The 12593-nt window shown below is 57.5% G+C and carries 12 protein-coding genes; 3 read left to right on the top strand and 9 right to left on the bottom strand.

Annotated features, from left to right (window positions below; all coding sequences use genetic code 11):
- Together B4U49_RS13470 and B4U49_RS13465 are read left to right on the top strand one after the other, a co-directional pair.
- Positions 1-595: putative PEP-binding protein (locus B4U49_RS13470; RefSeq protein ID WP_338036832.1), on the top strand; the 595-nt coding region annotated here is incomplete at its 5' end.
- Positions 596-639: 44 nt separating this feature from the next.
- On the top strand, positions 640-1050 hold the full coding sequence (locus tag B4U49_RS13465; protein ID WP_078085124.1) for a low affinity iron permease family protein: 411 nt from the start codon (positions 640-642) through the stop codon (positions 1048-1050).
- Positions 1051-1064: 14 nt separating this feature from the next.
- Here B4U49_RS13465 and B4U49_RS13460 read toward each other — a convergent pair whose 3' ends face one another.
- Positions 1065-3761: a cation-translocating P-type ATPase gene (locus B4U49_RS13460; RefSeq protein ID WP_078085123.1), complete on the bottom strand. Its 2697-nt coding sequence runs from the start codon at positions 3759-3761 to the stop codon at positions 1065-1067.
- Positions 3762-3846: 85 nt separating this feature from the next.
- Between B4U49_RS13460 and B4U49_RS13455 the strand changes: the two genes are divergently transcribed.
- The gene (locus B4U49_RS13455) at positions 3847-6267 is read left to right on the top strand and encodes a heavy metal translocating P-type ATPase (protein WP_204903044.1); all 2421 of its coding nucleotides are present in this window, start codon (positions 3847-3849) and stop codon (positions 6265-6267) included.
- A 47-nt stretch (positions 6268-6314) separates the two neighbouring features.
- Here B4U49_RS13455 and B4U49_RS13450 read toward each other — a convergent pair whose 3' ends face one another.
- The 8 genes from B4U49_RS13450 to atpD are packed head-to-tail and all read right to left on the bottom strand — an operon-like array spanning position 6315 to position 12530.
- Positions 6315-7187: a F0F1 ATP synthase subunit gamma gene (locus B4U49_RS13450; protein WP_078085121.1), complete on the bottom strand. Its 873-nt coding sequence runs from the start codon at positions 7185-7187 to the stop codon at positions 6315-6317.
- Positions 7184-8665 (bottom strand): F0F1 ATP synthase subunit alpha, encoded by a 1482-nt coding sequence (locus B4U49_RS13445; RefSeq protein ID WP_204903043.1) that lies wholly within the window; start codon positions 8663-8665, stop codon positions 7184-7186. Before B4U49_RS13445 ends, B4U49_RS13450 begins: the two co-directional genes overlap by 4 nt.
- Complete coding sequence (locus B4U49_RS13440) at positions 8658-9413, bottom strand: F0F1 ATP synthase subunit delta (RefSeq protein WP_158078624.1); 756 nt, start codon at positions 9411-9413, stop codon at positions 8658-8660. Before B4U49_RS13440 ends, B4U49_RS13445 begins: the two co-directional genes overlap by 8 nt.
- Positions 9414-9423: 10 nt before the next feature.
- A complete protein-coding gene (atpE, locus tag B4U49_RS13435) occupies positions 9424-9684 on the bottom strand; it encodes an ATP synthase F0 subunit C (RefSeq protein WP_239692627.1) in 261 nt (86 codons plus the stop codon).
- 23 nt (positions 9685-9707) lie between these two features.
- Entirely contained in the window at positions 9708-10400 is a 693-nt protein-coding gene (locus tag B4U49_RS13430) for a F0F1 ATP synthase subunit A (protein WP_078085117.1), read from the bottom strand.
- Positions 10401-10411: 11 nt separating this feature from the next.
- Positions 10412-10696, bottom strand: a complete 285-nt coding sequence (locus B4U49_RS13425; RefSeq protein WP_078085116.1) for an AtpZ/AtpI family protein — start codon at positions 10694-10696, stop codon at positions 10412-10414.
- Between the two features lie 20 nt (positions 10697-10716).
- Positions 10717-11121: a F0F1 ATP synthase subunit delta/epsilon gene (locus tag B4U49_RS13420; protein ID WP_078085115.1), complete on the bottom strand. Its 405-nt coding sequence runs from the start codon at positions 11119-11121 to the stop codon at positions 10717-10719.
- Positions 11118-12530, bottom strand: coding sequence for a F0F1 ATP synthase subunit beta (gene atpD, locus B4U49_RS13415; RefSeq protein ID WP_239692625.1), 1413 nt, complete (start codon positions 12528-12530; stop codon positions 11118-11120). Before atpD ends, B4U49_RS13420 begins: the two co-directional genes overlap by 4 nt.
- Positions 12531-12593: the final 63 nt, after the last annotated feature.

The raw sequence follows: 12593 nt of genomic DNA, 5'->3' as shown, positions 1-12593 counted from the left end.
CGAAGAAAACCCGATGCTCGGTTTTCGCGGTGCTTCGCGCTATACCCATGAAGCCTACGCTGCGGGGTTCGCGCTCGAATGCGCGGCCCTCAAGCATGCCAGAGAAACAATGGGTCTCAACAATATCAAAGTAATGATCCCATTCTGTCGGCGCATTCCGGAGGGAGAGCAGGTTCTGGAAGCGATGGCGGGACATGGCCTGCAACAGGGGGCCGATGGCCTCGAGGTTTATGTGATGTGTGAGATTCCGAACAATGTCGTGCAGATTGATGCGTTTAGCCGGCTGTTCGACGGAATTTCTATCGGCTCAAATGACCTGACACAGTTGGTTCTCGGTGTTGACCGCGACTCGGATATCGTCGCGTTTGATTTTGATGAGCGGGATCCCGGCGTTTACGAAATGATTCGTCAGGCTATCGAAGGCGCGAAACGCAACGGAATTCCCGCGGGCATCTGTGGCGAGGCGCCATCCAACTATCCAGAGGTTGCCGAATATCTGGTAAAACTGGGTATCGATTCCATCAGTCTCAGTCCGGATGCCCTGCTGCGAACGATTGAGAGAGTGGCAGCGATCGAACAACAGAATACGCCGTAGAAAACATCTCGAGCCGATAGTGACGAAAAGCAGGAGGCTAACCTATGCGTTCATCCAGCTGGTATTCGAAACTTGCCAAAAACGCCGCCCACTTCTGCGGTCGACCAAAGATTTTTGCAGGTGCGGTAGGGATTATCGTGTTTTGGGCATTATCCGGCCCGGTTTTTGGCTTCAGCAATACCTGGCAACTGATCATCAACACCATCACTACCACGGTTACTTTCCTGATGGTTTTCCTGATTCAGAACACCCAGAACCGCGATACCGAGGCTATTCAGATCAAGCTGGATGAACTCATCCGCGCGACCAAAGGTGCGCACAACGCATTGCTCGACTTGGAGGAGCTGGATGAAGATAGCCTACAGGACTTCCTGCACCGCTATGAGCATCTTGCCTCAGCTGCACGGGAAGAACTGACCCGCGGTGTTCAGGATACCGGCACACCTGAGGCCTGACATCGGTTATCCGTTCAAATCGATCGCTTTACGGGCCTGGCAACACGCAACAGTATTTCCATCGCCAGCAGTTGCAGTAGCGCGATGGTCAGTAGCGCACCCCACTGCACCGCACTGACAGGGGATACGCCTAGCACCTCCTGCATTAGCGGTGAATACAGGCAGAGAATGTGAATACCCTGCGCCACCAGTGTCCCCAGTAGCAGTATTGGGTTGGAAAAAAATGGCTGCCGGAAGATAGATCGATTTTCTGAGCGACTATTGAACACCTGTACATTTTCAAACAGCACCATCAGCAACAGGACACTGTTGCGCGCCGCTTCCACTTCCCAACCGTGCTGTAACAGCCAGTAAAAACTGGCGAATGCGAGCCCGCCCATCACCGCCCCCGACACCAGTACTCGGCGCAACATCACAGGATTGAACAGGGATTCCTCCGGTGGGCGCGGCGGCCTGCGCATCTCGTCGCCCTCACCCGGCTCCAGGGCAAGCCCCACACTCTGGATACTGTTGGTAACGAGGTTCAGCCAAAGTAGCTGTACTGGGGTCAGAGGCAGTGGCATTCCGAAAGTCGTGCTGAGGACAAACAAGACTACTTCGGCGGCGCCGGTGGATATCAGGAAGAAGATCACTTTGCGGATATTCTGGTAGGCAATCCGTCCCTCCTCGACACCGGCCACCACCGAGGCAAAATTATCATCGGTCAACAGTAGATCGGCGGACTCCTTTGCGACTTCCGTGCCCTGCTCCCCCATCGCCACACCGACATGTGCACTGCTGAGGGCCGGTGCATCATTGACACCGTCGCCGGTCACTGCCACAAACTGCCCCTGACGCTGTAGCGACTGGACGATAGTGAGCTTCTGTTCGGGCGAAACCCGCGCGTAAACACGCGTATCTGCGGTGAGCGCATCCAGGGCCGAAGGCCCATGCGCCTCCGCCTGGGCCAGATCAATACCGGTCACCGGCTTGTCTTCGTCGCCCGCAAGTTTCAGTTCCTGCGCAATAGAAAGCGCCGTCCGTGGATGATCGCCGGTAACCATACACACGTGAATACCCGCCGCACGACACTCGGATACGGCGGCAGCGGCCTCCGGGCGCAATGGATCAAACATCCCTACCAACCCGAGCAAACAGAGCCGGTGGAGGCTTTCCGGCACAAAGTGCTCGGGCGCGCCGCCCTCGCCATCTGCAAATGCCAATACGCGCGCGCCCTGTTCGGCAAGACGCGCCATTGCAGATAGCGCCCTGCCAGCATCCAGTGGTCTGTCCCCATCCGCAGTGGCCATTCGGTTGCACATGGGGAGCAGTTTCTCCAACGCGCCTTTCACGCAGGTCAATGTACGCTGACTTTGGGTATTCGCATGGAGAGTTGCAGCAAATCCAAGTGCCGGTTCGTAGTGTATCTGTGCCTGCTGCGGCCAGTGCCCCTGGAGCGTTTTGCGCTTGATTCCGACTTTATGTGCCATCACCAGCAGGGCCTGATCCACGGCATCACCACTGCTGTGCCAATCGCCATTCTCGAGAGGACGCAATTCTGCCTCGTTACACAGTGCCGCAACTAGGGCGAGGCGTGCCACACGAACGTCACCGTGCGGAGAAAACTCCTGTGCTGATGGCAATTTGCCTCCGTCAATGGAAACACTGACGTCATCACAGAAAACGATTTTGCGCGCTGTCAGATGATTCTCGGTCAGGGTACCGGTCTTGTCGGTTGCGATCACGGTACAGGAGCCCAGACTCTCGACCGCTACCAGTCTGCGTACAATCACGTGGCGCTTGACCATGCGCCGTGTGCCGACAGAAAGCACCAGCGTCAGGGCCATGGGCAGCCCCTCGGGAATTGCCGATACCGCGAGGGCCACAGCCGTCATAAATATCACCAACGGATCCGTGTCCCGGGCGAGCTCAATCGCCGCTAACAGCGCGACGGCTACCAGCAGTGCAATGGTCAGTTTTTTACTGAAACGCTCGATACGCTGAAATAGTGGTGGCGTGGCTGAGTGCGCCGCTTCCATGGTCTGGCTCAACTTGCCCATTTCTGTCCGCAACCCCGTGGCAGTCACCACGGCACGGGCACGGCCAGCGGCAACGAGCGTGCCCGCATAGCAGAGATTGATGCGCTCTGCGATCGGCGAACGAGGATCGCAGAGCGATTCGCTATTTTTGAATACCGGAAGAGACTCTCCGGTGAGTACCGATTCGTCCACTTCCAGGCCATCGGCCTCCAGCAGACGCATATCTGCGGGAACCCGGTCGCCAGAACTTAACAACACCTGGTCTCCGGGCACCAGATTCTCCGCGGAAACCTCTAAAACCTCTCCCCCACGCACCACCCGTGTACGAATCACCATTAACCCGCGCAGGGCCTGTGCGCTGCGATTGGCGTGGTTTTCCTGAAGGGCGCCAATCAGCGCGTTCAGCATCAGGATTAAACCGATAAAGGAAGCGTCAGCAAGTTTGCCGGCAACCAGTGATACCACCATCGCCGCAAGCAATACGTAAATCAACGGACTGATGAACTGACGAATGAACAGGCGCCCGAATCCCGTAAGCCGCGGTTGTGGCAGAGTGTTGGCACCATATCGGGCGAGACGGCGGGAAACTTCAGCACCACTCAAGCCCTCTCCGTCGCTACTCAGGCGCGTCGAGACTTCCGCTGCCGACAGGTTATGCCACAGGATGTTGGGATCGGAATCAGGATTGGTCATTCTTTTTTTACTAGGAGGGTAAAAGACAACAGAAGGCATCCATTACTTGCAAAAATAGCAGCCCACCGATCATATACTTTCCCCTATGACTCGACGTTCTTCTACCGAACAACATTCCTCTACCGAATCAGTGTCGCCGGCGCGTGGCACACCGCTATGGGAAATCTTCACACGCCACTTTCATATGGTGCTGGTGATGGTGATCGGCCTGTTACTCGGGGCTGGCGGCGTTGCCTGGATGCTCGGTGCCGATCCGTCACTGCCATGGATTGCCGCCGTGGTACTGATGTTGGCCGTCGCAACAGTGGATACGCTACGTGCCATCGCCCAGCGGCAGGCGGGGGTGGACCTGCTGGCATTGTTAACCATGATCGCTGCGCTGGCGCTATCTGAACATCTTGCGGGCGCGGTAATCGCCTTTATGTTTGCCAGCGGACGCGCACTTGAGGAGTACTCCGCCGGGCGTGCGCGGCGGGAGCTTTCGGCGTTGCTAGAACGCACCCCGCGCGTGGCCCACCGCCGAGTCGCAGCCGATGGGGATTCCGGAACGCTCGCTGACGAGGCGTCCACGCTCGAAGAAATCCCAGCGGACGCGGTGCAAATAGGGGATCTGCTGATTGTAAAACCGGGCGAAGCGGTGCCGGTCGACGGGCTACTGTTATCCGATGCCGCGGATCTTGACGAGTCCGCAGTCACCGGGGAGTCAAAACCGCGCCGCCATTGCCGGGGGGATCAGTTACTCAGTGGGGTTATCAATGCCGGTAGCCCACTGGAACTGCAGGCACTGAAGACGGCGGAGCACAGTACCTACGCCGGCATCGTGCGTATGGTTGCCGAAGCCCAGGCCGGCAAAGCCCCCTTTACCCGCCTCGCGGATCGCTATGCGCTCTGGTTTATCCCGCCAGTATTGATCCTGGCTGGCGCCGCCTGGTGGATCTCGGGCGATCCGGTGCGCGCTCTCGCCGTGCTTGTGGTGGCGACGCCCTGCCCGCTTATTCTGGCTGCACCCGTGGCCATCATCGCCGCCATATCCCAGGCTGCCAGGCACGGGATTTTGATCAAAAATGGAACGGCACTTGAGCAACTCGCTGATATTCAGAATCTGTTGTTTGACAAAACTGGCACCCTTACCACCGGACGGCCACAGCTGGTGGGTATCGAAGCCACAGAGGGCTTCCTTCCCGATGAAGTTTTGCGCTTGGCTGCGTCCTTGGATCAGGTATCCCAGCACAGCACGGCACAGTCCCTCGTGGCGGAAGCCCGGCGCAGGAAGCTCATCCTTAATATCCCGGACAAGGTCAAGGAGGAGCCTGGCGAAGGACTTACCGGAGAGGTCGAAGGACACCACGTTGCCGTGGGAAGTCTGGCACTAGTTTTAAACGGAAGGACTAGCGACAGCTGGACCAAATCCCGTTTGCGACATATGGCCCAACGCGGCTTGTCCGGTGCGTTCGTGGGTATCGATGGACGCATGGCCGGCGTGCTGTTACTGGCGGATCAGATTCGCCTCGACACGCCGCGGGCGCTCCGGGCACTGCATCGCGCGGGTATTCGTCGCACAGTCATGCTCAGCGGCGATCGCGAGGATGTCGCAGAAACAGTTGCGCTGTCGCTCGGTTTTGATGCGGTACTTGCCGACCGATCACCTGCCGACAAGGTGGCAGCCGTCAAATCTGAGTGTCGGCGCGGCAAAACCGGCATGGTCGGTGACGGTATCAACGACGCCCCCGCTTTGGCAGCGGCCGATGTGGGTATTGCCATGGGTGCGCGCGGCACTGGCGCGTCGGCGGAAGCCGCCGATGTGGTGTTGCTGGTGGACCGGCTCGATTGCCTGCCACATGGCTTGGGTATTGCGCGTCGTGGCCGTCAGATTGCGGTACAGAGTGTGGTCGCTGGTATGGCATTGTCTGTGTTGGCAATGGTTGTGGCAGCATTCGGATATTTGCCTCCTGTCGTCGGTGCACTGGTACAGGAAGCGATCGACGTCGCTGTGATTCTCAATGCCCTGCGCGCACTGCGGCCGCCGCCAGACAACGAGCCTGAAGCCAGGCTACCGACAGGACTCGTTGCACACCTGCAACGCCAGCACAGTGAGTTACAACCGGTCCTGGATCGCCTAGAAGCCGCAGGCCACTTTTTTAACGGCAACGCCAACAACACGCCAGAAAATCACAAAGATATCAATGCGGAAATTCATACCGTAGCCTCGGTCATCCGTGAAGAACTGCTACCCCACGAACGCGAGGATGAGGAGAAGCTGTATCCTGCACTGGCAAAGATGGTGCGTGGATTTGATCCCATGGGCGCGATGAGCCACACCCACCGCGAGATCTTCCGCCTCGCTCGCCGGTATGAACAGCTGACAGAAGAACTTGCCGATGAACCACCGGATGAACTACAGGTGCAGGAGCTTCGGCGCGTGCTGCTGAGCCTGATTGCTATCGTGCGCCTGCACTTTGCCCAGGAAGAAGAGCTTTACTTTACTCTGAGTGATGCGCAGCACTGACCTTCCTTGCCTCTTGTTTTCTCAGCCGCGCTTAGATTTACCGGAACTCAATCCACTCCAGGTGGCTTTACAGATGTAGCACTAAGCAGTATGACTTCGATCTCTTCGGTAATCTCTTCCTGGCGCAGCTGGTTACCGCGGCGTTTGAGAGTGTCCAGATTCTGATCGAGATACCGGACTGCACCTTCGAGGTGTTGCATTCGCTGCAGGTTTTCCGCCATTAGCGAGACGTACAGTATCTCCTGCAGGGTGGCAAACAGATACTGATCGACAAGCGCGATAAGAAACTGGGTGGGAGAAAGATTCAGATTCGGTGGACCGTTTGATGCTGCGTCGCCTGCCGGAAGTTGCTGAAATGGCGGAAGCAGATCACGGACAACCACAGCTTCCTGTTCCGGATCGTGATAAAGCACCGTTAGTGTCAGCGTATGCTCTCCACGCTGAAGATCACCCAAAGTATCCACCAGCCTGTTCAGGGTTCCGGTCACTTCATCAAGTACAGCAGCTCCATCGAGATCCGCAATCAGGTGTGGATGCACTTCCATCCTGCTGCAAAGCTTTCTGCCACAGGCGATCACCGCGATATTCTTTCCGACATCCTCTTTTTCATTGATAGCCTGGTCCACGGCGCTCACCAGGCTCTCATTGAAATTGCCGCAAAAGCCGCGCTCTGATCCGACTAGCAGGAATATCTGTCGGAGCGGCTCACCGGAAACTTCTGCACTCTGCAGCGTTTGTCCATGGAACTGCAGGAAGTCCGCCGCTGCCGCTTCCATGGCCGTCACCACCTGCCTCTGTATGTCCAGAAAGTTGTCCAGGCGACGACTTTCCATAAACGCCAGGGATTTTATCGACGAAACGATCTCGCGCGCTTCCCCCAATTTCCTGAACTGGTGCAATAGCTCCCGTCGCCTGCTCATACTTCGTCCTTTACGCCGGACTGAATGCCAAGCCAGTTCTGTATATGGCTGTGCCAGTGATCACGGTCAGCTTCCAGGCTCAACACTGAGGTCGATAAACGCTGCTGTATTTTTCTCAGCTTTTCAGACACCTGATCCGGTGCCAGCGCATCCAGCAGGCCATCGTTAAACGCGACCATCCACGCAAGCTGGAACTCGATTGGCAGGGGTGCCAGGCGCTCCTGCTTTAAAATCTCGCGCAAGATACGCCCTCGGTGAATTGCCGTCTCCATGCTTTCTTCCAGTTTGGCACCAAAGCGGGTAAACATTTCCAGCTCGAGAAACTGCAGGTAGTCGAGCTTCATCCGCCCCGCCTCTTTTTTAATCGCCGGATGCTGGGCGCGACCGCCAATACGGGAGACAGATTTGCCGATGTCGATCGCCGGGCGGAAGCCACCGGCGAACAGCTCGCGGTCCAGGTAAACCTGGCCATCGGTAATGGAGATCAGGTTGGTCGGGATATAGGCCGCGATCTCACCCTGCTGGGTTTCGATAATCGGCAGTGCGGTCATACTGCCGCCGCCATTGGCGGCATTGAGGCAGGTGGCCCGCTCCAGCAGGCCCGCATGCACCGAAAAGATATCGCCGGGATAGGCCTCGCGTCCCGGGGGACGCCGCAGCAACAAGGAGAGCTGCCGGTAATTCTTCGCATGGGTAGAAAGGTCGTCATACACCACCAGCGTGTGTAACCCACTGCGCATCCAGTATTCAGCAATGCTGCAACCGGCAAATGGCGCCAGATGCTGGAGACCGGGCAATGCACTCGCCTCGGCGACAACCAGCGTCGTGTAATCCAGCGCACCATAGTCCCGGAGAAGCTCGATCGTATTGACGACCGCAGAGCGCTTTTGGCCGATCAGCACGTAAACACAATACACACCCTGCTCGCGCTGGTTGATGACCGTGTCCAGCGCCAGTGAGCTTCGCCCCAGGCCCTCATCACCCACCAGTAATTGTCGCTGCCCGCGGCCGATAGGAATCAGGGTATCCAGTACCTTGCTTCCGGTATAGAGCGGCTGACTGACAAAATCCCGTGCGACAATGCCCGGCGCACCCTTCTCCAATGGCTGCCAGCCGCTACATTCAGGAATGCCGCCACCGTCCAGTGGATTGCCGAGGGGATCAATTGTCCGTCCGAGCAATGCGTCGCCAACCGCGATGCCAAGGGGTTGGCCCCGCAGTCGCGCGGTGGTCCCGGCGGTAAGCTCCGGTGTTTCTTCGAGTAAAATCGCACCGACCAGATCACCGGTGAGGTCGAAAACCAGCCCCCGGCTGCCGTCGGCAAAATCCAGCAGGTCATCCATTGCCGCAGTGGGCAAGCCCGCTACCCAGGCAATGCCGTCTCCCACCGATACCACCCGCCCCTGCTGGTGAACACGCAGCTGCGGGCGGTAGCGTTTCAGCCATTCTTCCCGATGGGCCAACAGGCTGTCATTCACTGGGAGCCGCCTCTTCGAGGTGTGCAAACGCCTCCAGCTCGTCGCGTAAATTAGCGCCCAGCACCCAAGGTCCAATGGCAATGCGGAGTCCTGCGATCAATTGCTCGTCCTGCCGAAAGTGACTTTGCACTTCGTGCCCTGACAATTCGTTCAAACCGCTCTCAATACGCTGGCGCTGCCCGGCAGACAGTGGAAAAGCGCTCGACACTTCCACGGGACCGTGTTGTCCTGCAAGAGATTGCTGCAGTGATACGCGCTGTTCCGCTGGTAGCTTGTGCAGTGCATCGAGTAAAAATTCCAGCAGGCGGGACTCAAGCTCCGGTCCCGCACCGGCTTGCAACAGGCTCGCGGCAAATCGGCTCCCCTGCTCCAGTGCCTGCTTTTCCTGCTGCCGATGTGACTCCCTCAGCTGGCGCTGCTCAATTACATGGGCTTTCTGGCGCTTTTGCTGCAATAACTCAGTCAGATGTTTTTCCTGTTTCTCCCGTTCCATATTGAGTTCACGCTGTAATTTGGCGTGCGCCTCTTCTCGCCCCTGCTCCAGGGCAGCAAGATCATTTTCGTACGATTGCTGCAACCGCTGCGCTTCTTTCTTCATCTTCCGGGCATCGTCTAGCTGCTGCTGTATCGCCGACTGGCGACGCGCAATGGCATTCTGCAGCGGTTTATAGAAAAATCGCTTTAGCAGCCACAGCAATACCAGGAAATTGAGGATCTCGAGAAGGAAAGTCGTCCAGTTGAGCTCCATGGGGCTACCCCTACCCCTTTGCGATATATTCCAGCAACGGGTTGCGGAACAGTACGATGAGAATGATGACCAGCACATAGATGGCCAGGGACTCGATCATCGCCAGGCCAATAAACAGTGTGCGCATAATGGATTTTTCCGCTTCCGGTTGTCGCGCCATGGCCTCCAGCGCGCTGCTAATGGCGCGCCCCATGGCAAAAGCCGGGCCGAGTACGCCGATGGCAATACCGATCACGGCAGCCACAGTGGAAAGCCCTGAAAACCAGGTCATATCACTCACGCTTTTCTCCTATTCTATTTTTTCCCTTGGGATGCCTGTTTGAGCTGCTGCAGTTGCAGGCCACCGGCCACATAGATCAGCGCGAGCATGCCGAAAATGTATGCCTGCACCAGGGCCTCAATGATGTGGAGCATCAGTATCGGAATTGGAGCAAGAAAGCCTGCCACTAGCAGAACCAGTAGCGCGGCCATTTCCAGGCTCATCATGTTGCCAAACAAGCGTACCGCCAGTGCAACAGTACGGGTTATCTCACTGAGTACATGGAACGGTAGCAGTATAGGATTCGGCGAAACGTAGTGACGCAGGTAGCTGCGCAGGCCCTGATCGCGGATACCGAACCAGTGCACCGACAGAAATACCAGTATCGCCAGCGCCGCGGTGGCAGAGAGATCCCGTGTGGGAGAATGCAGGCCGGGTATCAAGCCGGTGAGATTGGCCACCACCAGAAAAATCCATAAAGTGCCCACAAATGGCATCAGCAGCTTTACATGGTCCGGGGCCACGGCGCGCACCGCGTCTTCCATTGCAATAAATACGGCTTCCGCGGCCGTTTGCAGCGCGCCGGGTTGATCCCGCAAACGCTTACTCAGCAACCAAGCCAGAAGCCCGAGTGCAGCGACAATACCCAGTGTGGTCAGCGCCGTACCGGTGAACTGCAGCCAACCAATATGAAACACGACCTCCGGAGACAGTTCTCCGCTATTCACCGGATTTATCCTCACTCCCTGATCAGCAGGTAAACATTGACACCGCCTACCACCACACCGAGAAAAATCAGGCTGAGTGTCCAGCGGGTGGAGTAACCAGCAGCGAGCTCATCGATCCACCGGCCCAGGTAGGCCCCCGCTACCACCGGCAATACGAATACCAGCCCCAGAGTGCCGATATATATCGTCTGAGCCAGCAATGTGCGGCGGTCGTGCTCGGCCTGCTTCATTCTTTTGGCCTGCCGTGTCACCTGTTGCCGCAGCTCTTCGTCTCTATTCCTTCGGTTGTCAGCCATAGCATTCCAGAGTGCATGGTTTATTCCCCACCCGATCGTCCCAGTTCCCACAATCGCCGCAGTATCGATTCCTCCATGCGACGCAGCCCCTCCTTGATCTTGTGCAGCTCACGCTCTTCGGCGACGAGCTGCTGTTGCAGGGTCAGGGAGATGCGCTCGTAATCACTATCGATCAGATAGTGCCGGGTACATATTTGCAGGTGGTTATCGACAAAATAGAGCAGCCCCCCGGGAATCGCCAGATACCGCCAGTCGTTGTCTGTACGGCGAAAACGCGCCAGACCAAAAAGCAGAACCGTCATTGACCGTTCATGCCCTGCCATAAGGCCGAAACTGCCGGAGGCATCCTCACCGACAAAGGAAACCACGCCTTCTATCCGCTCTTGTTCGGTGGCGGCGAGCAACTCCAGGGTGAACGTATTCACCGCGCTTTTTCTCCCATCCCACCGCGCATATAGCACGCCTCTTCCGATAGCTCGTCGTAGTCCCCACGAAGAAACCCCTCGCAATCGTCAAGCGTAGTTTCCAGTGGCACAGATACACCGGAAATACCGGTCTGCGAGGTGATCACCTGGAAGGGTTGGGTCAGGTACCGCTGTAGTTTTCGTGCGCGCTGAACGATTAGACGATCCCGGGAGGAAAGCTCTTCGATCCCCAGCATGGCAATAATGTCTTCCAGTTCGCGGTAGCGGGCCAGATGCTCGCGCACCGCCTCCGCCACCGCGTAGTGTCGATCGCCGAGGGTATGGCGATCCATCATCCGGCTGCTGGATAGTAACGGCTCCACCGCCGGGTAGATCCCCTTGCCTGCCTGAGCCCGGGATAACACCACCGACGAATCCAGATGGCTGAAAATGGCGCTCACTGCGGGGTCGGTCATATCGTCAGCGGGGACGTATACCGCCTGGACTGCGGTGACAGCGCCTTCGCGGGTGGAGAGAATCCGCTCCTGCAGCTCTGCTACTTCACTGATCAGTGTGGGCTGGTAGCCTACGGTGGCGGGCATACGACCGAGCAGGCTGGATATCTCGCTGCCTGCCTGTACAAAGCGAAAGATATTGTCCATCACGAACAGCACTTCCTTCTGCATTGTGTCGCGCAGGTATTCTGCATAGGCCAGTGCGGACAGGCCGATACGAAAGCGTACCCCGGGGGATTCATCCATCTGCCCGAAGCACATCAGCGTCTGTTCCATCACCCCCGCTTTGCGCATTTCGTGCCACAGTTCGTGGCCTTCGCGAATGCGCTCTCCCACACCGGCAAATACCGATACGCCACGATGCAATGACGCCACCGCGTGCATAAACTCCATCACGAGTACCGTTTTACCGACACCGGCGCCACCGAAAAGGCCGGTTTTGCCGCCACGCACAAACGGACACAGCAGATCGATGACCTTGATTCCGGTCTGTAGGGTTTCGCCGGTACCCACTACATCCCAGAGCGGCGCCGGATCAGTATGGATATTGCGGAATTCCCGGGGGCTGAGCGGATCGCCCCCGTCCAGAGGCTCGCCGAAGATATTCAGCAGGCGCCCCAGGCAATCCGGTGTAGCCGGCACATGCAATGGTGCGCCGGTATCGAAAACCGGCAGGCCGCGACTTAATCCGGCCGTACGGTGCAGGGTAATTGCGCGTACGTGGTGCTGATCCACATGCTGATGCACTTCGAACAGGTAGCTTTCATGGTCAATTGATGCGCGCAGTGCCTGTCGTAATGGCGGCAGAGTATCACAACGGATAACCACCACCGGTCCGTGTACTTCGGCAATGGTTCCGATGGGAATCGTTTTATTGGCGCTCCGTTCCAGGTCGAGCATCGTGGATGATTTCAAGTCATTTGTTTCTTCTAGAATAGAAGCTGCGATCGGTCATGGTGAAGCATCGGGAGCGGCTCG

It is taken from the genome of Microbulbifer mangrovi (assembly GCF_002009015.1).
Lineage (GTDB): Bacteria > Pseudomonadota > Gammaproteobacteria > Pseudomonadales > Cellvibrionaceae > Microbulbifer > Microbulbifer mangrovi.
The sequence above is the reverse complement of the archived record's forward strand: the minus strand, read 5'-3'. Positions and strand labels throughout refer to the sequence as shown.